The sequence below is a fragment of the Bordetella genomosp. 8 genome, assembly GCF_002119685.1.
GTDB lineage: Bacteria > Pseudomonadota > Gammaproteobacteria > Burkholderiales > Burkholderiaceae_B > Bordetella_C.
In genome coordinates, this window is the sequence record NZ_CP021108.1 from 2,192,390 (window position 1) to 2,214,579 (window position 22,190).

At 68.3% G+C, this 22,190-nt stretch carries 26 protein-coding genes; 4 read left to right on the forward strand and 22 right to left on the reverse strand.

What is annotated here, in order from left to right; translation table 11 throughout:
• Positions 1-161: 161 nt before the first annotated feature.
• Positions 162-602, forward strand: a complete 441-nt coding sequence (locus CAL12_RS10105) for a BPTD_2524 family lipoprotein (RefSeq protein WP_086064360.1) — start codon at positions 162-164, stop codon at positions 600-602.
• On the opposite strand, the gene CAL12_RS10110 is transcribed toward CAL12_RS10105, so the two are convergent.
• Positions 599-1,057: a PaaI family thioesterase gene (locus CAL12_RS10110; RefSeq protein WP_157792947.1), complete on the reverse strand. Its 459-nt coding sequence runs from the start codon at positions 1,055-1,057 to the stop codon at positions 599-601. The genes CAL12_RS10105 and CAL12_RS10110 overlap by 4 nt on opposite strands.
• Before the next feature lie 29 nt (positions 1,058-1,086).
• Here CAL12_RS10110 and dinB point away from each other — a divergent pair, with 29 nt between their 5' ends.
• Positions 1,087-2,148 carry a DNA polymerase IV gene (gene dinB, locus CAL12_RS10115; protein ID WP_086064361.1) on the forward strand — a complete coding sequence of 354 codons (1,062 nt, stop codon included), beginning with the start codon at positions 1,087-1,089 and terminating at the stop codon, positions 2,146-2,148.
• A gap of 210 nt (positions 2,149-2,358) precedes the next feature.
• Here the strand turns inward: dinB and CAL12_RS10120 are convergent, their stop codons facing one another.
• From CAL12_RS10120 to CAL12_RS10210, 19 genes are all read right to left on the reverse strand, one after another.
• Positions 2,359-2,820, reverse strand: coding sequence for a GatB/YqeY domain-containing protein (locus CAL12_RS10120; protein WP_086064362.1), 462 nt, complete (start codon positions 2,818-2,820; stop codon positions 2,359-2,361).
• Positions 2,821-2,941: 121 nt separating this feature from the next.
• Positions 2,942-3,382, reverse strand: a complete 441-nt coding sequence (locus tag CAL12_RS10125) for an excinuclease (RefSeq protein WP_086064363.1) — start codon at positions 3,380-3,382, stop codon at positions 2,942-2,944.
• 30 nt (positions 3,383-3,412) lie between these two features.
• Positions 3,413-4,639 carry a beta-ketoacyl-ACP synthase gene (locus CAL12_RS10130; protein WP_086064364.1) on the reverse strand — a complete coding sequence of 409 codons (1,227 nt, stop codon included), beginning with the start codon at positions 4,637-4,639 and terminating at the stop codon, positions 3,413-3,415.
• The gene (gene fabG, locus CAL12_RS10135; protein WP_086064365.1) at positions 4,639-5,418 is read right to left on the reverse strand and encodes a 3-oxoacyl-ACP reductase FabG; all 780 of its coding nucleotides are present in this window, start codon (positions 5,416-5,418) and stop codon (positions 4,639-4,641) included. The genes CAL12_RS10130 and fabG overlap by 1 nt, the downstream gene beginning before the upstream one ends.
• On the reverse strand, positions 5,415-5,909 hold the full coding sequence (locus CAL12_RS10140) for an ApeP family dehydratase (protein WP_086064366.1): 495 nt from the start codon (positions 5,907-5,909) through the stop codon (positions 5,415-5,417). The genes fabG and CAL12_RS10140 overlap by 4 nt, the downstream gene beginning before the upstream one ends.
• On the reverse strand, positions 5,906-7,105 hold the full coding sequence (locus CAL12_RS10145) for a beta-ketoacyl-ACP synthase (protein WP_086064367.1): 1,200 nt from the start codon (positions 7,103-7,105) through the stop codon (positions 5,906-5,908). The genes CAL12_RS10140 and CAL12_RS10145 overlap by 4 nt, the downstream gene beginning before the upstream one ends.
• On the reverse strand, positions 7,102-7,659 hold the full coding sequence (locus tag CAL12_RS10150) for a hypothetical protein (protein WP_086064368.1): 558 nt from the start codon (positions 7,657-7,659) through the stop codon (positions 7,102-7,104). Before CAL12_RS10150 ends, CAL12_RS10145 begins: the two co-directional genes overlap by 4 nt.
• Positions 7,656-8,897 carry an NAD(P)/FAD-dependent oxidoreductase gene (locus CAL12_RS10155; RefSeq protein WP_086064369.1) on the reverse strand — a complete coding sequence of 414 codons (1,242 nt, stop codon included), beginning with the start codon at positions 8,895-8,897 and terminating at the stop codon, positions 7,656-7,658. The genes CAL12_RS10150 and CAL12_RS10155 overlap by 4 nt, the downstream gene beginning before the upstream one ends.
• A 12-nt stretch (positions 8,898-8,909) precedes the next feature.
• Complete coding sequence (locus CAL12_RS10160) at positions 8,910-11,324, reverse strand: MMPL family transporter (protein WP_198298419.1); 2,415 nt, start codon at positions 11,322-11,324, stop codon at positions 8,910-8,912.
• Positions 11,308-11,928, reverse strand: coding sequence for an outer membrane lipoprotein carrier protein LolA (locus CAL12_RS10165; RefSeq protein ID WP_232464766.1), 621 nt, complete (start codon positions 11,926-11,928; stop codon positions 11,308-11,310). The genes CAL12_RS10160 and CAL12_RS10165 overlap by 17 nt, the downstream gene beginning before the upstream one ends.
• Positions 11,925-12,350, reverse strand: coding sequence for an acyl-CoA thioesterase (locus tag CAL12_RS10170; RefSeq protein WP_086064370.1), 426 nt, complete (start codon positions 12,348-12,350; stop codon positions 11,925-11,927). The genes CAL12_RS10165 and CAL12_RS10170 overlap by 4 nt, the downstream gene beginning before the upstream one ends.
• Positions 12,343-13,272 (reverse strand): LpxL/LpxP family acyltransferase, encoded by a 930-nt coding sequence (locus CAL12_RS10175; protein ID WP_086064371.1) that lies wholly within the window; start codon positions 13,270-13,272, stop codon positions 12,343-12,345. The genes CAL12_RS10170 and CAL12_RS10175 overlap by 8 nt, the downstream gene beginning before the upstream one ends.
• Positions 13,269-14,018, reverse strand: coding sequence for a glycosyltransferase family 2 protein (locus CAL12_RS10180; RefSeq protein ID WP_086064372.1), 750 nt, complete (start codon positions 14,016-14,018; stop codon positions 13,269-13,271). Before CAL12_RS10180 ends, CAL12_RS10175 begins: the two co-directional genes overlap by 4 nt.
• Entirely contained in the window at positions 14,015-15,754 is a 1,740-nt protein-coding gene (locus CAL12_RS10185) for an AMP-binding protein (RefSeq protein WP_232464857.1), read from the reverse strand. Before CAL12_RS10185 ends, CAL12_RS10180 begins: the two co-directional genes overlap by 4 nt.
• A gap of 20 nt (positions 15,755-15,774) precedes the next feature.
• The gene (locus CAL12_RS10190; RefSeq protein ID WP_198298420.1) at positions 15,775-16,383 is read right to left on the reverse strand and encodes a hypothetical protein; all 609 of its coding nucleotides are present in this window, start codon (positions 16,381-16,383) and stop codon (positions 15,775-15,777) included.
• Entirely contained in the window at positions 16,380-16,655 is a 276-nt protein-coding gene (locus CAL12_RS10195) for an acyl carrier protein (RefSeq protein WP_086064374.1), read from the reverse strand. The genes CAL12_RS10190 and CAL12_RS10195 overlap by 4 nt, the downstream gene beginning before the upstream one ends.
• Before the next feature lie 4 nt (positions 16,656-16,659).
• The gene (locus CAL12_RS10200) at positions 16,660-16,932 is read right to left on the reverse strand and encodes a phosphopantetheine-binding protein (RefSeq protein ID WP_086064375.1); all 273 of its coding nucleotides are present in this window, start codon (positions 16,930-16,932) and stop codon (positions 16,660-16,662) included.
• On the reverse strand, positions 16,913-17,716 hold the full coding sequence (locus CAL12_RS10205) for a lysophospholipid acyltransferase family protein (protein ID WP_086067797.1): 804 nt from the start codon (positions 17,714-17,716) through the stop codon (positions 16,913-16,915). The genes CAL12_RS10200 and CAL12_RS10205 overlap by 20 nt, the downstream gene beginning before the upstream one ends.
• A complete protein-coding gene (locus CAL12_RS10210) occupies positions 17,713-18,453 on the reverse strand; it encodes a beta-ketoacyl synthase chain length factor (RefSeq protein ID WP_086064376.1) in 741 nt (246 codons plus the stop codon). The genes CAL12_RS10205 and CAL12_RS10210 overlap by 4 nt, the downstream gene beginning before the upstream one ends.
• Before the next feature lie 343 nt (positions 18,454-18,796).
• Here CAL12_RS10210 and CAL12_RS10215 point away from each other — a divergent pair, with 343 nt between their 5' ends.
• On the forward strand, positions 18,797-19,363 hold the full coding sequence (locus tag CAL12_RS10215; RefSeq protein WP_086067798.1) for a 4'-phosphopantetheinyl transferase family protein: 567 nt from the start codon (positions 18,797-18,799) through the stop codon (positions 19,361-19,363).
• 7 nt (positions 19,364-19,370) lie between these two features.
• Here the strand turns inward: CAL12_RS10215 and CAL12_RS10220 are convergent, their stop codons facing one another.
• Entirely contained in the window at positions 19,371-20,261 is an 891-nt protein-coding gene (locus CAL12_RS10220) for a LysR family transcriptional regulator (protein WP_086064377.1), read from the reverse strand.
• A 212-nt stretch (positions 20,262-20,473) separates the two neighbouring features.
• On the opposite strand from CAL12_RS10220, the gene CAL12_RS10225 reads away from it, so the two are divergent.
• Entirely contained in the window at positions 20,474-21,721 is a 1,248-nt protein-coding gene (locus CAL12_RS10225; protein ID WP_086064378.1) for a D-amino acid dehydrogenase, read from the forward strand.
• Between the two features lie 144 nt (positions 21,722-21,865).
• Here the strand turns inward: CAL12_RS10225 and CAL12_RS10230 are convergent, their stop codons facing one another.
• Positions 21,866-22,051, reverse strand: a complete 186-nt coding sequence (locus CAL12_RS10230) for a hypothetical protein (RefSeq protein WP_086064379.1) — start codon at positions 22,049-22,051, stop codon at positions 21,866-21,868.
• Positions 22,052-22,190 lie beyond the last annotated feature (139 nt).

The window sequence follows — 22,190 nt, forward strand, 5'->3', positions numbered from 1 at the left end:
ACAATGCGGTCTCCTTTTGAGTCGCCGTGTGGTCCGGTGGCGCGGTGTGCGCGCAGTGCGTTCGATGATGCCACGCGACGCGGGGGCATGTCGAACGGGGCGTTCCGCCACCCGTGCCGCGCCGGATGAGGGATAATTGCGCCTCCTTGATCGGAGGACCTATGTTCAGGATATATGCCGCGGCCGCCATGCTGGCCTTCGGCCTGGCCGGATGCACGTTCGGCATCGCGCCCGGGCGCGTATCGCCGTCCGGCGATTACAAGATCGCGGTCAACTACCAGTCAGCCTACAACATTGCCAAGGCCCAGGCCGAGCAATGCCTGACCGGCAAGTCGGCCTATCGGGTGGTGGGCAATCTGGATACCGTCGGCCGCAAGGGCCAGGTAAAGGTGCTGGCACCGTTTACGGACAACAATATCGCCCTGGTCAACCTGGCCGCCATCGACGATCGCAATACCGACGTGCACATCGAAATGTGGGGCGAGAGCATCTGGAACGCCGACGCCGTGATCGCGATGCGCGACGCCATCCAGTTCCAGATCCCGGCCTGCACGTCCTACATGCCGACCGATTCCACGGTGAAGAGCAAGCCGGCCCGCTAGTCCGTTCCCACCCGGGCAGGCTGCGCGGCGTCGGGCTTGGGGCGGACGATACGGAAGGTGCCGGAAGCCTTGCAGACCACCTCGCCGCCGGCATTGCGGATCTCGCCTTCGCAGAACGCAATGGAGCGGCCGCGTTTCAGGCAGCGCGCCTCGATGACCAGGTCGCCGTTGGCGGGCGAGAAGAAACTGGTCGTCATATCTATGGTGGCCATGCTGACGCCGGCCTCCAGGTCGGCGCGGGCGGCAGCGCTGAGCGTGAAATCCAGTACGCTCATCAAGGTGCCGCCGTGCACGTCGCCGCGGCTATTGGTAAGCTGCACGCGCCAGGGCAGGCGGGTGCGCGCCAGGCCGGGTTCGATATGATCGGGCAGCAGCCCCAGGTATTCCATCAGCGGGATGTGGGCGCCGAAGTAGTCGGTGCCGGTGCTCGGGTTGTCGCGGTGCTTCGTTTCCATAAGCCGTCGGTTCGTCGTTGATCATCACCATGCGGAAAATCGTACACATCGACATGGACGCTTTCTACGCGTCGGTCGAACAGCGCGACGATCCCACGCTGCGCGGCCTGCCCGTCGTGGTGGCCTGGAAGGGGCCGCGTTCGGTGGTGTGCGCGGCGTCGTACGAGGCGCGCCGCTTCGGCGTGCATTCGGCGATGTCGGTGGCGCGGGCGCTGCGCCTGTGTCCGCAGGCGATATACGTCGCGCCGGATTTTACGCGGTATCGCGACGTCTCCCGCCAGGTGCGCGAGATATTCGTTCGCCACACGGACATGGTCGAACCTCTGTCGCTGGACGAGGCCTATCTGGACGTCACGTCCAACAAACTGTCGCTGCCTTCGGCCACCGAGGTCGCGCAGATCATACGGCGCCAGATCCGCGAGGAAACCGGCTTGACGGCGTCGGCCGGCGTGGCGCCCAACAAATTCCTGGCCAAGATCGCCTCGGATTGGAACAAGCCGGACGGCATTTTCGTGGTGCGGCCGCGCGATGTCATGGCCTTCCTGCGGCCGCTGCCGGTGCGCAAGGTGCCCGGGGTGGGCAAGGTGACCCAGGCGAAGATGGAAGAGCTCGGCATCCTGACGGTGGGCGACCTGGAACTGCGGCCTGTGGATGAGCTCGAGTACCACTTCGGCCGCTATGGCCGCCGCCTGCATGAGCTGGCCCATGGCATGGACGATCGCGTGGTGGAGGCGGACCAGGTAGCGCAGCAGGTGAGCGCCGAGACGACCTTCGAAACCGACCTGCGCCTGGACGAATTGGGCGAAGCCATCGGCCGGCTGGCCGAGCGCGTATGGGAGCAGGCTGCCCGCAAGCGCGGCATCGGGCGCACGATCACCCTGAAGCTGAAGACGGATCGTTTCCGGCTGCTGACCCGCAGCCATACGCTGCCGGGCCCGCCGGCGTCGGCGCAGGCGCTGGCCGAGATGGCCAGGCAATTGCGCGGGCGCGTGGAACTGCCGGCTTCGACGCTCTACCGGCTGGTGGGGGTAGGGATGAGCAACTTTCCCGACGGCGAGGACATCGCGCGGCAGGTGGAGCTGTTCGGGTGATAGTCCCACCCCCCGAAGCGCTGCGCGGGGGGGGGGGTAGCCCCACCCCCGAAGCGCTGCGCGCTTCCCCCTCAAGGGGGCGATGCCTACGGACCGGCGGAGCCGGATCCGTGGCATCCCCGGTTTGGGAGCACCTGTTTTTTCCGCCGGGGCGCCCCAAGGCAAAAAAGCCCTCTTGGGGCAGCAAGCCGGTTTACCGCCGCGGCGGGGTCAGGCCAGGCGGCTCTTGACCTGTTGCGATACGGCGGACATGTCGGCCTTGCCGGCCAGGGCGGGCTTCAGGATGGCCATGATTTTGCCCATGGCGGCCGGGCCCGTCACGCCCTGCTTGTGGACGTCTTCCATGGCGGCGGCGATCGCCGCGTCGATTTCGGCCTGCGTGGCGGCCTGTGGCAGGAATTCCTGCAGCACAGCCAGTTCGGCCTTTTCCTGTTCCGCGGTTTCGGTGCGGCCCGCCTGTTCGAAGGCGGCGATGGATTCGCGCCGCTGCTTGACCTGCTTTTCGACGATGGCGGTGACTTCGGCGTCGCTCAGTTCGCGGCGTTCGTCGACTTCTTTCTGCTTGACCGCGGCGGACAGGAAGCGCAGCGTGCCCAGCCGTGCCGTGTCCTTGGCGCGCATGGCGTCCTTGATGGCGGCGGCCAGATTGTCTTTGAGCGAGGAAGTGCTCATGGTGGAACCTCGTGCTAGCTGGAATCGTGATGGGGCGCCGCGCCCCGGGGCGGGTGACGCAGGGCGCGGCGCGACATCCGTATTATGAACGGTCGCGCACGCCGCCCGCGCGCGACCCCGTTTACTTGACCGTCGCCAGGTCGCCCTTCAGCGCGACGCCCGCGATCACCGCGCCGGCATGGCATTCGTACTTCGCCGGATCGCGGTTCACCTCTTTCTTGTAGTAGCTGACGATGTTGATCACCGCATTGGCGCCGGCTTTCTTGGCGGCTTCCTGCAGCGAGACCAGGGCGGATTGCGCGGCCCAGTCGCAGGCCTTTTCGTCGCTCTTGCCGAAGGCGTTGGTCTTGCGGTTGGTGACGACATTGGCTTCCAGCACCTTGCCGGACGGGCCGGTGCCGGCCAGGTAGAACTTCACGCTGCCATCGAGTTTGCCGCCGTCGGTGGCGTTCTTCACTGCTTCCTGGAACGACTGCATGACCGTGCGGTCGGCGGCGTGTGCGGCGGGCGCGCAGGCCAGGGCCAGGGCCAGGCATGCCAGGGATTTCAGGCTCGGGGACATCGGCAAAGCTCCTTTGCGGTTGGAAAAACGTTAGCGCCAGCGGCGGAAGATCAGCGACGTGTTGATCCCGCCGAAGGCGAAGTTGTTGTTCATCACATATTCGTTGGACAGCGTCCGGCCCTGGTCGCGCAGGTAGTCCAGCGTGCCGCAGCGCGGGTCCACGTGTTCCAGGTTGAGCGTAGGCGCATACCAGTCGCTATTCATCATCTCGATGCTGAACCAGGACTCCAGCGCCCCGCAGGCGCCCAGGGTGTGTCCCAGATAGCTTTTCTGCGAGCTGATGGCGATATCCGTGCCGAAGACCGCCTGGGTGGCCAGGGTTTCGGCGATGTCGCCCTGCTCGGTGGCGGTGCCGTGCCCGTTCACGTAGCCGATCGCGGACGGCGCCAGGTCGGCGTCGCGTAGCGCCATTTCCATGGCCACCTGCATGGTGGCGGCTTCCGGCCGTGTGATGTGGGTGCCGTCCGAGTTGCACCCGAAGCCGACGATTTCGGCATGGATGCGGGCGCCGCGTGCCTGCGCGTGGTCCAGGTCTTCCAGCACCAGCATGCCGGCGCCTTCGCCGACGACCAGGCCGTCGCGCGCGCTGTCGTAGGGACGCGGCGAGCGCTCGGGCGCGTCGTTGCGCTGGCTGGTCGCGTACAGCGCGTCGAAGACCAGGGCTTCGCTGGGGCAGAGTTCTTCCGCGCCGCCGGCCAGCATGAGCGCCTGGCGTCCATAGCGGATGGCTTCGTAGGCGTAGCCGATGCCCTGGCTGCCCGAGGTGCAGGCGCTGGACGTGGGAATGATGCGGCCCTTTAGGCCGAAGAAGATGCCGATATTGGCCGCGGTGGTGTGCGGCATCATGCGCACGTAGGAGTTGGCGCTCAGGTCGTCGGTGACGCCATTCAGCAGCATATTGCCGAAGGCCTTGATTTCGGCCGTGCTGCCGGTGGACGAGCCGCAAGCCACGCCCATGCGGCCGTCGGCGATGGCGGGATCGTCCAGCAGGCCGGCGTCGGCCAGCGCCATTTCGGCGCTGCGCACCGACAGCTGCGACACCCGGCCCATGCTGCGCAACTGCTTGCGCGTCCAGTGCGCGGGCGGCGCGAAACCATGCACGGGGCCGGCCAGCCGCGTGCCCATTTCCGCATAGCGCTCCCATTCGGGCATGTACTGGATGGCGTTGCGGCCAGCCTCGAAGGCCGTGCGCACGGCCGGCCAATCGTTGCCCAGTGCACAGATGCCGGCCATGCCGGTGACGACCACGCGCTTCATCAGCAGAGACCTCCGTTCACGCCCAGGACCTGCCGGGTGATGTAGGCCGCGGCCGGCGACAGGAAAAACGCCACCGCGGCGGCGACTTCGTCGGGCGTGCCGACGCGGGCGGCTGGCACCGCCTTGAGGATTTCATCGACGGGGACGCCGTCATCGATCATGTCGGTATCGATCAGGCCCGGCGCCACGCAATTGACGGTGATGCGCCGCTTGGCCAGCTCCACGGCCAGGGCCTTGGCCGCGCCGATCAGGCCGGCCTTGGAAGCGCTGTAGTTGACCTGGCCGCGGTTGCCGATGATGCCGGACACCGATGTCAGGCACACAATGCGGCCCGGCGCGCGGCGGCGGATCATGGGCATGACTACCGGATGCATGACGTTGTAGAAGCCGTCCAGGTTGGTGCGCAGGACGTCGTCCCAATCGTCGCCGCTGAGTGCCGGGAAGGCGCCGTCGCGCGTCAGGCCGGCATTGAGCACGACGCCGTAGTAGGCGCCGTGCGCGTCCATGTCGGCATTGAGCGCGTCCGCGGCGGCGGCGCGGTCGCGCACATCGAATTGCAGCACGCGGGCGGGCTGGCCGAGTTCGCGCGCGGCGTCGCGCACGGCATCGGCTTCATCGCGTCGCGCGCGGCAATGGATGATGGGGGTGTAGCCCGCGCGAGCCAGGGTCAGCGCGATGGCGCGGCCGATGCCGCGGCTGGATCCGGTGACGAGTACCGTCAGGGCCTTGCCGTCCACGGCGTTCGGTTCCGGGACGTTTACGGGTGCGGGGTCTGTCATGGCGAGGTGGTGCGGTGTGCGGATGAAGGAGAGGGCTCGGCCTCGCGGGTGTAGGCGCTGGCGTCGGCGGGACGATAGAGGTTCAGCCTGGCCTGCGCCAGCAAATCGTCGCCGCGGCGCAGCTCGCATTCGAATACACCCATGCCGGTGGCGTCGTGCAGGGATTGCGCGACGCGGACCGATAGCCGCATGCCGGCCGCGAAGCAATCCACGTGGCATTCATAGCGGCGGGTGCCCAGCAGAAAACCCAGGCCGACCTGTTCGCCCTGGCTGCGCGCCTGGCAGCCCGCCCAGGCACCCACGGCCTGCGCCATGATTTCCAGGCCCATCCAGGGTGGCAGGCTGCCGTCGGGACTGCTGTAAAGGCCGTCTGGCCGGACGACGGCGGTGGCGTGCAGGGTTTCCGCATCCCAGTCGTCCACGGCGTCGAGCAGGATGGCGTCGCCCGAATGGGGCACGAGCTGCGCCACGGGCCAGGGGCAGGCGCTCATGTGCCGGCTCCCAGGACCAGGCTGGCATTGCTGCCGCCGAAGGCGAAGGAGTTGCTCATCACCGTGCGTGGCTTGTCCGCCGGCAACCGCCGCCCGGGCGCGGTCAGGTCCAGCGCCGGCAGGGCGGGGTCGGCGACGCCGTCCCAGCATTGCGACGGCAGGCGTCCGGCCAGGCTGTCGTCGGCGACGACGGCCCAGCACAGCGCGGCTTCGATCGCGCCGGCGGCGGCCAGGGTATGGCCGGTCAGGGGCTTGGTCGATGCGCAGGCAACGCCTTGCGGGAACACCGCGGCGACCGCCTTGCTTTCCATCGCGTCATTGTGCTGCGTGGCCGTGCCGTGCAGGTTGAGCCAGCCGATGTCGACAGGGTCCAGGCCGGCATCGGCCAGGGCGGCTTGCATGGCTTGCGCCGCGCCCGCGCCGGTGGGATCCGGCGCCGACATATGCCAGGCATCGGAACTGGCGCCGCCGCCCAGCAGGGCCACGGCCGGGCCGTCGGGCCGCTGCCGCCGCATCAGGAACAAGGCCGCGCCTTCACCGATGTTGATGCCGTCGCGGTGCGCGGAAAAGGGATTGCAGATGCCCTGCGACAGGGCTTCCAGGGCCGCGAAGCCGTTGATCGTCAGCGGGCACAGCGAGTCCACGCCGCCGCAGATCACCGCGTCGCAAGCCCCGCGCGCCAACAGGCGCTTGGCGGTCAGCAGTGCCCGCGCGCTGGATGTGCAGGCCGTCGACAGGGTATAGGCTGGCCCAGCCAGGTCCAGCCAGTCCGCCAGGAATGCGGCGGGCGAGGCCAGCGCCTGGCGGCGATAGTCGTATTCGGGCGGCCATGCGCCGGTGCGATCCAGCACCCGATACGCGTGCGCGTTCTCGTTCACGCCGGAGGTGCTGGTGCCCAGCACGATGCCCACGCGCGAGGCGCCGAACTCGGCGATCGCCGCGCGCAGCGCGGTTTCGATCTGCAGGGCCGCATCCAGCAGGAGGCGGTTGTTGCGGCTGTCGTAATGAGGCGGCATGTCCGGCGGCAGCGCGGGCAGATCGGCTTGCGCGACGCCGAGCACGATGCGGCGTCCGGCAATCCAGCCGTCCTGCGCCTGCATGCCGGCGCTGTCGCCACGCAGCGCCGCGGCGGCCACCGCGTCGATGCCGCGGCCCAGCGCGCAGACGATACCGGGCGATCCCAGCCACGCCGTCATGGCGCGTCCTTCAGCGGTTCCACCCGCCATGTCGTGCCGCCTCCGGTTGTGATCGCGAAGGTGTCGGCGGGTCCGCCGGCGGGCCACACCACGCGCCAGCGCACGTTGCAATCGTCTTCCATGACGCGTTCGCGGCCGCCGTCGGCGGTGGCGCCCTGGCGCCAGGTTTTGCCGGCATAGGCGGATGCCAGCGAGGCCTGCGGCGTCCAGGCGAACAGGATGGCGGAGAACAGCTCGCTGGCCTGCGCATTGGGGCGCATGAAGCCATCGTTGCGCCACTTGCCGTCCTGCAGGATCTGCCGCGCCATGGGCATGCCCAGCGGATCGAACATCGACCACCGCGTGGCATTGGGTCCTTCCGCCTGCACGACCAGCAGGGCGTCCTGCCGCGCCTGGCCGGGGGTTTTCAAACTGACGTGGGCGCGGCGGGGCAGGCCGAGTTCGGCCTGGCTCACCGGGGTGGGCGGCACGCCGGCACAGCCCGCGAGCCACAGCAGCGCCAGGACGGATAAGGCGGTGTGCAGGCGGCGGCGAGAAGTCTGGAATAGCGTCATGAGCGGCAGATTTCCGCCAGCGTGCGCAGGCGGCGCGCATGCTCGGCAACAAAGGGATTGTTCCTGTCCCAGGCATAGCCCGCCAGGATGGAAGCGATCATGCGGCGGATGTCCGGCTGCGCGCGTTCGTAGAACACCACGTCGCGGAAGGCACCCGTGTACCAGCCTTCCACATAGGTGCGGAAGGTTTCGACGCCCACCATCAAGGGATCGGCGAACTCGCGCTGCCAGTCGACCGCCGCGCCGCCCAGCTGCCGATGCAAGGCGTCGGCAGCCAGCTTGGACGAATGCAGCGCGATGGTCACCCCGGACGAAAACACGGGGTCGAGGAATTCGGCCGCATTGCCCAGCAGGGCGAAACCCGGCCCGTGCAGCGACGTCACGCTGGCGGAATAGCCGCCTATCGTATTGGCGGGTGTGTCCCACACGGCATGGGCCAGCAGGCGTTTCAGGTTGGGCGCGCCATCGACCAGCTCGCGCAGCCGCGCCATGGGATCGGCGGCTTCGCCAATCAGCTCGGCGCCGCCCACCACGCCCAGCGAGCAGCGGCCGTTGGAAAACGGGATGGTCCAGAACCATATGCCGGGCTGGTCCGGATGCACGCTGATCAGGATTTTCTGGCGATCGAAGCCGGCATCGTCGATGCGGTCCTCGATGTGCGTGAACAAGGCCTTGCGCGGCGGCAGGTTGCTGGGACGCTCCAGATCCAGCAGCCGCGCCAGGACGCGGCCATAGCCGCTGGCGTCCAGGACGAAACGCGCCGCGATCTGTCGCACGGGCGCATCCGCCACGCCGGCCGCGCGCACCGACAGCAGCGACTGGCCGTCCGGCCCGGCGCCGGAGAAATCCGCCGCCACGACTTCCTGTTCGTATTGCACGTCAGCGCCCAGGCGCGCCGCTTCGTCCGCCAGGATCTGGTCGAAGCGCGAGCGCAGCACCTGGAAGGTGGTACCCGGGCCGGGGGAGAATTTGTCGCGGAAATCGAAGGCCGTGTAGCGGTCGTCCCAGGCGAAGGCGGCGCCATTCTTTTCCTGGAAGCCGGCGGCGCGCACCGCTGGCAGCATGCCGGCTTCGTCGATGAATTCGATGCAGTGCGCCAGCAGGCTTTCGCCGATGGAAAAGCGCGGAAAGCGCTGGCGTTCCAGCACCAGCACGTCGTGCCCATGGCGACGCAGCAGCCCCGCGGCGACTGCGCCAGCGGGACCGGCTCCGATGATGACGACTTCTCGGTGTTCCACGGTATGTCTCGTTCAAGCCTTGTTATAGGAATAGGTAACGCGAGTCGTATCGCCGCCCGCCGCGATGGCGTCCTGCTCGCGCTCGGACCTGGCGCCCTGGCGTACCCACGGCGCCCACAGGACGCAGAAGGCCACGCCCATGCCCACCGACAGGCCGAAGTTCGAAATGGCCGGCGTGCTGCTGAAGGCCAGCAATCCGAAGGACAGCATGGTCGTGGCGGCGGCCAGCACGATGCCGACGAAGCTGGCCGCCGCGCCGGCCACGCGTTCGTACATGACGATGGCGTAGTCCAGCCCGATCGCCGAAACCAGCAACAGCCCGAACAGGCTGAACAGGGTCAGGGGCTGGCCCAGCAGGCCCAGGGCGCCCAGCGTGCACGCCGTCGCGGCCAGCGGGACGGCCAGCAGCCGCCAGGTCGCCGAGCGGCCCAGCGTCAGCCACAGCAGCGCGCCGGCCACCAGGTAGGACAGCAGCTTGAGTTCGGCCGCGCGCACGCGGGTCTGCGCGAAGGTCTCGTTCAACTGTCCGGTGCGATCGACGAAGGTGACGCCTTCCAGGCCCTGCGCGGCCGCCGCGGCCGCGGCGGTATCGTGCAGGCCCTGCAGCGACGTTATCGCCGCCACCTGGCCGTGGTCCTGGCCCAGCCACAGCATGCCGCGGGTCTGTCCCAGCGGGCCCTTCAACACGCTGTCCACCGTGATGGGTTCCTGCGCGGCCAGGGCGTCCACCTGTTGCAGCACGGCCTGCGCGGGGATGCCGACGGCCTCGAAGGAAGGCAGCAGTCGGGCGCGCCAGGTGGTATCGCGCATCGCGTCCAGCAGGGCGCGCTGGGCGCCCTCCGGTGCCACCAGCTGGTTCAGCGACAGATAGCTGTTCAGCGACTTGCCCTGCACCAGCTTGTCCAGCCGGCTGTCCAGGGCATTCTGCCGTTCCCACAGGGCGTTGGCGTCGGGAGCGCGCACTAGGTAGTACTGGCTGGTCGCCTCGATGCCGGTGATCTGGCGGATCTGCAGCGCCTGTTGCAGCAGCGGGCCGGGCAGGGCCAGCCACTGGCGCAGGTCATCCTGGATACGCAGGTGCAGGACGCCGCCTATGCATAGCAGCAGCACGCCCGCGCCGAGCAAGGGCAGGGTGGCGCGCCGCCCGGCCCAGCGCGTCAGGCACGCGAGCAGCGCCTGCGACAGACGCGCCAGCGGCACGAAGGGGCGAGGCTGCCAGCCGCGCAGCCAGTTCGGCAGCTCGCACACCGTGCAGGCATAGGCGCCCAGCAGGCCCGCGGCGGAAAACACGGCGGTCTGCGTCAACGCGGGAAAGGGGGTGAAGACCAGCGCCAGGTAACCCACCAGCGTCACGGCCAGGCTGATGGTCAATCCCGGCAGCACCCGGTGCAGCGCGGGCCAGGGCTGCCAATCCGGCATCCCATAGCGCTTGGCCAGCAGGTGCATGGGGAAATCGATGGCGATACCGATCAGGCTGGCGCCGATCACCAGCGTCAGGACATGGATGGTGCCGAACAGCGCCACGCAAGCGACCATGCCGCACAGCATGCCCACGGCCACCGGCAGGAAAGCCAGCAGCGAACGCAGGCCCCGCATGGTGAGCAGCAACACCGCGATGATGCCCAGTATCGCCATGGCGCTGATCCAGCTGCTTTCGCCGACGGCGCGCGCGCGTCCTTCGGCGGCATACAGCGGGCCGCCCGTGACCAGCATCTGCCCGCCGTCCTTGACGATGGACGCGCGCGTTTCGTCGATCAGCCGCGCGACCTCGCCGGGCGAAGAGGCGTCGAAGGCGTCGCCGCTGGTCTGGGCGCGCACCAGCACCCATTCCTTGTCGCCTTCATGGGCGATCAGCGTGCCACTGACTAGGTCGAGCTGCACCTTGCCCATCGTGCGCAGCGTGCGCTCGGTGGCATTCGCCAGGCCCAGCAGGTCGTCATTGGCCGGCACCAGTCCTGTCGAGGAAAACGGATCGGCCAGTTCGCGCACCCGGCGCGCGGCGTAGGCGGCTGGATCCTTGATCAGGGTTTCCCGCGCGTGCGGCGGCAACAGTGCCAGCGGCTGCGACAGCAGCTGCTTGCGGACCGCGTCGATGTTGACGTCGGCATCCACCATCACGTCGGCGAACAGGCCGCTGTGCCGCCACAGGTGGCCCATGCCGCGTGCCAGTTCGATCGCGCGCTCGCGGTCGCCGGCGCTGACCAGCGCGATGACCTGCCGCTGTAGCGGCTCCTGGATGCGGTCGTCCGCACGTTGGCGCAGCGCGTCGCCCTGCGCCGTGGGCACCAGGTCCAGCAGGCTGGATGACACCGGCCAGCCATGGCGACATTCCCACAAGCCCAGGCAGACCACCAGGGCCAGCGCGATGCGGAACAACAGGGTCAGGCGCCGTTCGCGCGCCACGCGCCGTTCAGGGGTTGAAATCACGGCGCTCATCGTCGTTCAGCTTGGTATCGGCACGTGTGTTCTTCATTTCCATGACGGTCTTGTCGCCCTGGGTTTCGCGCAGTTCGATGCGCTGGACCAGCTTGCCGCCCGAAATCTGGATGTCCGTGAAAATCTGCTTGAGCAGCGCGGACTTGGGGGTCATGACCAGTTGCCAATCCCCGGCCGAACCGCTCAATGCCATGTCGAAGTTGTCCCGCAGCGATTGCGTATCGCCACTGAGCACGGTCAGGAACATGCGCGTTTCGCGGCCCGCGCCCACGGCCTGCGGCAAGGCCTGCCATTTGCCGCCATCGTCGCGTCGGAAGACGGCTTCGGGCGTCAGCAGCAGGTCCTGGTGCAGCGGCGCGCGCAGTTCCCACAGCAGGCCGTCGGTGGCCGACAGGGTGAACAGGCCGGTGCTGGTCAGCGGTTGCGGCAGCGAGCGCAGGAATTTCTGCTGCACGAACTGGCCGCGCACCACCGGCGCTTCGCGCAGCTGGGCTTGCAGGGCGGTCAGGTCGAAGGCCCAGGCCGGCGCGGCGGCGGAGGCCAGCAGCACGGCGGCGGCAAGGCGGCGGCCCCAGCGTAAGGCGCGGCGCATCATGCCAGCACCTTGCTTACGGCGTCCAGCAAGGGGGCGGGCGACACCAGTTGCATTTCGCGGGTGTCCATGCGCACCGCCACCTGCACGGAGCTGGCGCGCGTCAGGCGCGTGCCATGCTCGGCATCGGTGATCAGGTAATGAATTTTCAATCGGTTCTCCCACTCCACCAGTTCGGCGCGCACGATCACGCGCTGGCCGAATATGGCGGGGTTCATATAACGCAATTGCAGATCGACGACGGGCCAGGCATAGCCCGAGGCGAACATGGCGTCATACCCGTAGCCGATGGCGTCCAGCAGGTCGCAGCGCGCCTGCTCCAGGTATTTCACGTAGTGGCCATGCCACACCACGTTCATCGAATCCACATCGAAGAAGGGCACCGTCACGGCCGTTTCCACGGCGTAGACACCGCGCTTACGCATGACGGCTCCAGAATGGATAGAAATTGAACCACTGCTGCGGCGCGTCGCGGCATTCCGCCGCCAGGCGGTCGGCGTAGCGCTGCGCCCACTGGCGCACGCCTTCCTCGCGCCGGCCGCGCGGCAGCTCGACCCGATCGGCCAGCCGTTCCAGCGTGATGCGGTAGCGGCCATCGATCTTGGTGCAGAACAAGAGGTTCACGGGGCATTTCAACAGCGCGGCCAGCAGCCAGGGCCCTTGCGGAAACGCCGCCGGCGCGCCCAGGAAATCGGCGTCGACCACACGGCCGCCGCGCACCGGCACGCGGTCGCCCGCGATGGCCAGCCATTCGCCGCGTTCGATGCGTTCATGCAGCTGCAGCATGAGGGCGGCATCGAGCTCGGTGACCTGGATCAGGCGCAGTCGCGTGGCGCCGGCCTGGGCCAGCAGCTGGTTGAAGGACTCGGCGTGGCGCGTGTGCACCAGCACGTTCATGGTCAGCCGACCGCTGCGTTCCACCAGCGCTCGGCAGACTTCGAGGTTGCCCAGATGCGAACCCACCAGGATCTGCCCGCGGTCCGCCTGCATCTGCGCATGCAGCTGGTGGGGATCGCGGATGTCGACGTCGCCCGCGGTCAGGCGGCCCTGCCAGACGTCCAGCTTGTCCAGGATGGCCTCGGCGAAGGCCTGGAACTGGCCGTACACGGCGCGCCGCGCCGGCAGTGCCTGGGCCGCATCGGACTGGCGCAGGCGCTGGTGGTATTCGGCGATGCTGCGCCGCGCGGAAGGGCTGAAGCAGTAGAAGTAGAAAACGACCACCGCCAGCACCGGCCGCAGCGCGCGCCGGCCGAAGGCGCGCGTGGCCCACGCCGTCAGGCGCATCAGGACGGGGGCGCCGCGTTCGCGTTCGGCGGCCCAGTGTCGGGCGGGCGGGGGACTGGTCATGCCTTTTGATTCTTGAACTTGCGGGCCAGCAGGCCCGGCGCACGTGGCAGCATGCCAAAAAAAAGCCGGGCGTGCATGGCGCTGATGCGCACATTGTCGCGCAGTCCCTGGAAGTGAGACACGCCGCCGGCCGGATAGATCACGCGGGTGGGGCGCCAGACCATGGGCACTCCGCGCCAATGCAGCAGCACCAGGACCGCGATGTCGAAATCCATGCGGTGGCCCGGGTCGCGGCGTTCCAGCAAGGCCAGCGTGGGCGCCAGCGGGTAGACGCGAAAGCCGCACATCGCGTCGGGAATGGCGGTCGACAGCGTATTGATCCACACCCACACGCGGGTCAGCCAGCGTCCGTACAGGCGGCTGCGCGGCGCGTCCGCGCCAAAGGCGGGAGCGCCGCCCACGAGGGCCGCGGGATGGGCCCGGGAGGCCCGTACCATCTCCGGAATATCGTCCAGGGCATGCTGGCCGTCGGCGTCTATCTGCAAGGCGTGCGTGTAGCCCTGGCTGCCGGCGTGGCGCAGGCCGTCCTGCACCGCGCGCCCCTTGCCGCCGTTGCTGGCGCGCCGCACCAGCATGGCCTTGCCGGATGCCGCCAGGGCGTCCAGGCGCGCCGCGCAATGGGGGGCCGAGCCATCGTCCACCAGGATGCAGGGGATGCCATGCGCGAGAACGCGATCGACCACCGCGCCGACGGTGTCGCCATGGTTGTAGACCGGGATGACGGCGCACAGGCGGTGCTGGGTCATGACGGCGCTCCCGTTACGCCCGTCGTCACTGATGCGCCCGTCGCAGCGGCCAGGATGCGGCCGGAAGAGCAGGGCTGGCCGGATGACCGGAACTCGAAATACAGCTTGCTGCGCGACGGATGCCAGGCCAGCGTCAATTCCAGCGGATCGCCCGGACGCGCCAGGCGCTGGAACTTCAGCACCTCCATGCCGTGAAAGCCCAGGTCCGGCCGCACATGGCGACGCGCCAGGTCCATTGCCCATTCGATCTGCGCCACCCCGGGCACGACCGGCATATCGGCGAAATGTCCGTTGAAGTGCACCAGGTCCAGGGGCACTTCCATGCTCAGCCGCAGCTCGCGTACGCCGTCGGGATCGTTCGGGTTGTCCGATGTGGACAGCAGGCGGGCGTCGGGCGCGCGCGGGCGGATCGCGGCGGCGGCGAAGACATCCTGCGGCAGCTTGCCCTGGTCGTTCCAGGGCAATTCGCGCATCAGGCGCCAGTGGCGCGGCACGCCCAGCGCCGGGACGGTGGCCGCCATGTGGGCGCGCAATGTCTCGACCAGTGCCTTGCGGCCCTGGTTGCGCAGCATGTGGATGCCGGATGGCGCCAGCGCCACGAGCGCCGTCAGGCGCGGCGCGCCGGCGACGCCCAGGCGCGCCTCGCGCACATGGGGGTGTTCCATCAGGCGCGCTTCCAGCTCGGGCAGTGCAAGGCGTTTTTCCTCGATTTTGACGATGCGATCCAGCCGTCCTTCCAGGACGAAGCCGGCGCCGGCCGGCGTTGCCGCGTCGGCCGTCGTGTAGCGGCCCGCCGTGTCCAGCCAGGGCGATTCGACCCACAGGGCACCGTCGGCCACGCCCGTCGTGACGCCGGGCAGCGCATGCCACGCCTCGCCGCCACGGCGGCAGGCCACCGCGCCGGTTTCGGAGCTGCCATAGATTTCGATGGGACGGCAGCCCAGCCGGGTCGCCAGCAAGTCGGACACGTCTTCGGGCAGCGGGCCGCCCGCCGAGAATATCTGCGTGATGCCGTGCGCCAGCGCCGGCCAGTCCAGTTGCGTGCCCAGGCGCTTGAGCAGCGCGGGGCTGGCGATCCACGCGAAGGACGCGTGCGCCAGGCTGGCCTGCTGCAAGGCCTCGGGATACACCAACTGGGCGCGGCCGATCAGGCGTCCCGCGGCCAGGGGCCACAGCACGCGGAAAGGCAGGCCGTACATATGCTGGGCGCTGACGCTGCCCAGCACGCAGGCGGGTCGCGCCGACCAGTCCCACGATTGTTCGAACGCGGTGATCTCGGCAATCAGCTGGGACCAGCGCTTGTGTATCTGTTTGGGTTGTCCGCTGGAGCCGGACGTGCACAGCACGACGCCCCCGTCCCGCGGATCCAGCATGCAGGGGCTCAAGGGCGCCGCCGTGGCGGCCACGCCGGCCAGCGAGTGGCGCCGGCTTTCCGCCACCGGCAGCGTCGCCAGGTCGGTCAGCCACAGGTCCACGCGCGGGTCGATTGCCTCGCAGGAGGCCGGCCGGGCATCGCCAGCCAGAATGGCGACCGCGCCGACGCGCCAGCAGGCGTACAGGGCGATCGCCAGCGACGCGGCGTCTTCGAACCATAGCCCCGCTTGGCGCACGCCACGGGTACGCAGGCCGGCCGCGGCGGCCAGTACCTGGCGCACGAAGGCATCGTGGTCCAGCGTGGGTTCGCAAGCGTAGTTCACGCCCGGGCGCGTGCCGGTCAACAGCGCGGCAGGATCCATCCAGGACACGGCGCGCCCTTTCAACGGCCGTCGCGCGCGATGGCGCGTGCGTCCAGGGCCTCGACCCGTCCGCGGGCAGTGTCGGTCTTGCCCGGCCTGGGCCGCACCAGCCATTCGCCCGCCATCAGCAGGCCGATCAGGACATAGCTGATGACGCCGTTGTACAAGGTCCACCAATGCCAGGGCGCCCACAGCGATAGCGCCGCCGATGCCAGGCCGTTGAAGGCGAAAAAGCCGGCCCAGACCTGGGTGACGCGACGGGTATAGGCCACCGCCTGGGGCGGCAGGTCGGGATGGCGCAGGCGCGCGAAGCGTTCGACCACGGGCATGCCGCGCCACAGGCTGGAAGCGAATACCGCGAACATCGCGGCGTTGATCAGGACCGGATAGCCGCGCAGCCAGCGCGTGTCGTCCGCCAGCGCGACGATTGCGCAGAACACCGTCACGATCGCTGGTAGCAACCAGCCTCCCGCCACCCGCTTGCGGTCGGCCAGCGCGCGCGCCAGCCACAATCCCGCCATGGGCAGCAACAGCCAGCGCGCCGTGCCGTTCTGCAGGTTCGCATGCACGAAAAACGGATAGGCGACGCCGGCCAGCAGCAAGGCCACCGCCAGGACGGCTCGCATCATGCGGCCGATTCCCGTTGCTGCTGGAGTTGCGTCTGTTGGTCCCACACGGCGTCGACGACGTCCTGCACGGTGCGCACGGTGCGGAAATTTTCCGCGGCCAGCTTGTAGCCGGTTACGCGCTTGATGTGATCGAGCAGGTCGATGGCGTCGATGCTGTCGATTTCCAGATCGGTGTACAGGTGCGCCTGCGGCACGACGCGTTCCGCCGGAATTTCGAATAATTCCACCAGGGCTTCGCGCAGGACGCTGAAGATGTCTTCCCGGGTCTGCATAACACTAGCTCCGTTGCTCAGGCGCCCGCTGGGCGGATACGAATTTGCTCAAATTGGCCACGGTGGCGAAATGGTCGCGCATATTACGCGTTTCGGGATCGATGGCAATCCCGTAGCGCTTTTGCAGCGCCAGCCCCAGTTCAAGGGCATCGACGGAGTCCAGCCCCAGCCCATCCCCGAACAGTTCGGCATCGTTGTCGATATCCTCGGGCGCGATATCTTCCAATCCCAGCGACTCGATGATCAGTCGCTTGATTTCACTTTCCAGCTGTTCCATCCAGGCCTAGCTCCATTTCGAAATATTGATGCAGGTATTCGTTCATGCGTCGTCCGGCGATGGGAGCGGGATGGCGCTCCGTCCACTGCCGGGGATCGATGTCCGCGCCGACCTCCAGGACATAGTGCATGCGACGATGGGGAATGCGGTACCACGGCTCGCCCTTGGTCAGGCTGCGCGTGTTCATGCTGATGACGACCGGCGTGATGACGCCGGCCCCGCGCACGGCGATGGCGCAGGCGCCGCGGTGAAAGCGCGGCGGCGCGTCCACCGGCGTACGCGTGCCTTCGGGAAAGACGATCAGGGTTTCGCCGTCGCGCAGCACCTGGGCCGCGCGATCCAGCATGTCCATGCTTTCATCGTTGGTGATGTAGCCCGCGTTCAGGATGGGCCCCGCGGTGAAGGGGTTCTTCACCAGGCTGTGCTTGACCACGCAGTTCGCGTTGCGCACGTGCGCGATCAGAAACACCACGTCCAGCAGCGACGGGTGATTGGCGACGATCATCTGGTGGGGCCGTCCCAGGCGCTCCACGCCGCGGAATTCGTAGGTCAGCACGCCCATGCGGACCAGCAGCCGCACGAAACGGTGGAAGGTCCAGTTGATGACGGCGCGCGAGCGCCGGTGCCGCCGCGCCGGATTGGGGATCAACAGGCGTTGCGCGGGAAATACCACCAGGCGCAGGAACAGGCCGCCCAGGCCGAACAGGCCGAAAGCCACCGCGGTGGCGATCAGGCGCAGCAGCCAGGCGTCCTGGCGCGTGGCGGTGGCCGGCAGGGTGTTCATGATGCGCGCCGCCATCGCCAATCGGCGGCACGGCCCGGGTGCAGCCATGCGGCCGTCCCCAGCAGCAGGTGCCGCAGCAGGTTCAAGGGATGGGGCCAGTCCGTCGCGGCCGGGGCGGTGGTGGCGTCGGTGGTGGCGTTGCGCGGCGGGGCCAGGTCCAGCTGGAATTCATCGCCCGCGCTGACGCGCAGCGCCAGCGCATAGGAGAACGGCACGTCGTCTATCCATGGGCGGTAGGCGGCGGGCGGGGCTTCTTCCGCCAGGATCACCATGGCGTCTCGGTGGCCGGCGTCCAGCAGCAGGCAGGCTTCCGCGATGGCGCTTTCCAGGCCGTCGCCGCTGGCCGACAGGGCGACCGATTCGACGGTTTCCTTGCGCAGGATGGACCACATCCCGGCCGTGGCGTTGTGCACGGACAGGCTGAAGGAGGTCGGCGACAGCGCCTCATCGCGCGCCAGCGATTGCAGCAGCTCGAAGCTGCGGGTGGTTTCGCCATGGTGCGAGGCATAGACCACGGGCATGGCCGGCCGCCCGTCCGCCAGCGGCCAGGCGCAGGCGACGGCCATCCGCGCCAGCGGACTCAGCCGGCGGCGTTGCAGGGGCGGCAGGAAACCCAGGTTGGGGGGGGCGGCGCTGATGTCGGGGCGATACGGCGTGCGCGCCCATGCTTCCCATGCGGGGAGATCCTCAATGCCCGGCGCCCAGGCTTGCCATGCGGATATTGCGAAGTTGAACATGCGCGGAAGTGTACCGGTCCACCGGACCCGATAGGTGCTTTGTTGTTATCGTTCAAGGCATGTTCACACCCCTAATTCTGCCCGTTCCAACGATTTTTCAGCGAGTTGTAAGCAATGGCGGAGGGCCTACGCCTTGAGCGCGTCGGTAACCCTGTGGTGGGCGGGCCCGGCGCTGGCGGGCCAGTATCGCGCCGGTCTGTTGCATGCCGTCGACAGAAAGCGTGCGCAAACGACACGCTCGAGGCGCGCCGCGCAGGATTGGCGCGTGAGCCGCGCCTTGTTGCAGCAGGTATCTGCCGGTAGCAACGGTGCATCCGAATCCAACGACGGGGCGGCATCTTCCATGTCGCTCAGTCACTCGGGCGGGCATGCGATCGTGGCTGTCGCGCCGGCGGGCTGGCAGGTCGGCGTGGACCTGGAAGCGCTGCGTCCACGCGACACCGCGCGGCTGGCGCCCTGGTGCTGCTCGGAGGAAGAAGCAGGCGCGCTGGCAAGCGGCGCGGTCGATGCCGACCGCCTGCGGGCGTTCTACCTGTTGTGGACGCTCAAGGAGTCTTTCATCAAGGCCGCGGGGTTGGCGTTCCCGGCCGATATGCGGAGGGTGGGATTGACCGGGGCGGGCCTGCCTGGTGCTGGCCTGTCTTGGGCGGGGTGGCGGCTGCGGGCGCCCGGTTCTCGCTGGCGCGCGTGGTCGGCAATCGTCGATGACGCCTGGATGGTGTCCGTGGCGTGGCGCGCGCCCGACACGGCCAACATGGCGAACACGGCCCACGGGGCCGACCGGGCCGACACCGCGAATACTTCCGATGCGCGGGCGCCGATGGATGCCGTGGGCAGCCCGGACCCGCTTTGGCGCACCGCCCAAGGCATCGCGTCCCCACGGATCGCGATTGCCGGGCGCTGGTCTTGATCGCTGATCAAGGCGCCAGGGCCAGGGCGACCTCGGCGCAGGCCAGCCGCAGGCATTCCACGAAGCCATGATGCAAGGCCGACATCGGGTCGTCCGCGTGCACCAGCGCGCCGATATGGAAATGCACGGGCGGTTCCAGCCGTCGTATCGAAAGCCCGGGCCGAGAGATGCCGTGCGCGCTGTAGGCATCGACGATGGCGTCGCCGCAGCCCGTTTCCACCATGGCGCAGGCCATATAGTGGGTCTGCACCTGCAGGGCGGTGTTCATGCTTACCCCGTGTTCGGCCAGCGCGGCCTGCAGCAGATTGCCCAGCGGATCGTGGGGACTCATGGCGATCAGCCTGTCGGACCGCACCGCCGCCAGCGGCACCGGCTGCCCGCCCGGTTCGCGGCTCACGTACACCATCTCGGAACGGTCGAGGTCGATGCGGGCGATACCGGGGTGGGAGGGCGGCTCATACGTGATTGCCATGTCGATCTCGCGCGCCAGCAGGCCGGCGATCAGTTCATCCGTGTGATGGGTCTGCAGGCTGAAGGTAATGTCCGGCTGGCGGCTGCGGCTGATGCCGGCCGCGCGCGGCACGACGCCCAGGCCCAGGCTGGGCGCGCAGCCAATGCGCAAATGGCCGCGCGGATGGTGGCGCAGGTTCGCCGCCAGCTTGCGTACGCTTTCCAGGTCGCGCGACAGGCGCGCGATGTCGGGGGCCAGGATGTCGGCCTCGCGTGTGGCGCGCAGGCGGCCCTTCACCCTTTCGAAGAGGCGGAATCCCACCTGGGCTTCGGCGTGCGCCAGCATCTTGCTGGCCGCCGGCTGGGAAATATGCAAGGCCTGGGCGGCGCGGCTGAGCGAGCCGGTGGCCCGGATGGCTTCGAAAAGTTCGATGTGGCGCAGGCGCATGATGGGCGTTCAGGCTGGACTGGATAGCAAAAGGTTATATCGAATCGTCAGCCGGCGCACGCGTCGCGGCGCAGTCCTGGCACTGAAGGGGGTGGGGGCTGGGCGGACGCGAAGGCATATCCAAAGGTTATGCATTCCCGTGGCTTTGGCATTTGCCGCCGTGCGCCCCCGTGTCCAGAATGCCTGCTGGTAAACGATTTCAGGATGTAGCGATGCGCGTGTGCGTAATCGGCGCGGGCGTGGTGGGCGTGGCGTCGGCGTATTTCCTTGCGCGCCAGGGATACGAAGTCACGCTGGTGGACGGCAGGGCCCAGCCCGGCGATGAAACCAGCCATGCCAATGGCGGCCAGCTCAGCTATAGCTACGTTGCGCCGCTGGCCGGCCCGGGCGTATTGCCGAACGTGCCCGCCTGGCTGCTGCGCCCGGATTCGCCGCTGCGGTTCCGGCCGCGGCTGGATCCGCACCAGTGGCGCTGGTGCATGCAATTCGCGCTGGCCTGCCGCGCGTCGGTTTCGCGCAGGGTAACGGCGGAAATGCTGACGCTGTCCTACCTGAGCCGCGATGTCCTGCATGCGCTGCTGGAGCAGGAGCCCCTGTCCTTCAGCCACCTGCGCAACGGCAAGCTGATCGTCTATCGCAGCAAGGCGCTGCTGGAAAAGGCGCGCGCCCTGGTGGCGTATCAAGCCAGCCATGGCGCCGATCAGCAGGTATTGAGCGCCGCGCAGACGCTGGCCATGGAGCCTGCCCTGGCCGGTATGCGGGCCGAACTGGCCGGTGCGGTCTATACGCCAGGTGAAGAAGTAGGCGATTGCCTGCGCTTTACCGAAGCGCTCTTCGAACGCCTGGCGCGCCAGCCCAGGACGCGCATCCTGATGAGCACGCGCGTGTCCGCGCTACGCCGGGAAGGCGCGCGCATCGTCGCGGCGAGAACGTCGGCCGGCGATATCGAAGCCGATGCCTATGTAGTGGCCTCCGGCATGGGCAGCCGCGCGCTGCTGCGTCCGCTGGGGCAGGATGTGCCCATCTATGGCTTGAAGGGCTACAGCCTCAGCGTGCCGCTGAAAGGCCACGAAGACGCCGGTCCCGCGATCAGCGTGACGGATTACGAGCGTCGCATCGTCTACGCGCGCATCGGTCCGGTGCTGCGCATGGCGGCGATGGTGGACATCGGCGGCGACGCCGGCATCGATGAGCAGCGGATCGCGCTGCTCAAACGCCAGGCATCGGATACGTTCCCATCCCTGCCGCTCGCGGCAGCCCAGCCTTGGGCGGGGCTGCGTCCCGCCACGCCCTCCGGGAAGCCGATGATCGGTCCCAGCCGCGCGGCGTCCAATCTGTGGATGAACCTGGGGCAGGGGGCGCTGGGCTTTACCCTGGCCTGCGGCAGCGCGGCGCTGCTGACCGCGCAAATGGCCGGCATTCCCGCGCCCATCGAGCCGCGGCCGTTCCTGCCGGTCTAGACCACGTAAAAGGGGCCTGGATGAGCAGGATGCTCAACAGGCCCCATTTTCACTACCTACGAGAGCAGGTCAGGCCGATTCGGCCGGAAAAAGGACGCGAAAGTGAAAGGCCCGTCGTCACGGGCCTGCCACTATGCGGACTTATCAGCGCTTCTGGTCCGAACCCTGGCGTTGTTGGCCCGGCTGCTGGTCGGAGCGGTTCTGCTGCTGCTGCTGTTGGTGGGAGCGTTGTTGGTTCTGGTTGTGCTGCTGGCCGCCCTGGCCTTCCTGGCTGTGCTGGCGCTGGCCTTGTTGGTTTTGCTGGTTCTGCTGATTGCTTTGCTGCTTCATTGCTGGCTCCTTTTGCATAAATACCCCGGCGTCCGCACGCGGCTGGGCGCGCGTCGGCGGCGGGAAGAATGCGGAAATGGATCCGCGCCTGTTGGGCAGCAAACGCTGTGCCGGCGCGGCTCCGGCGTGTGCGCTGCTC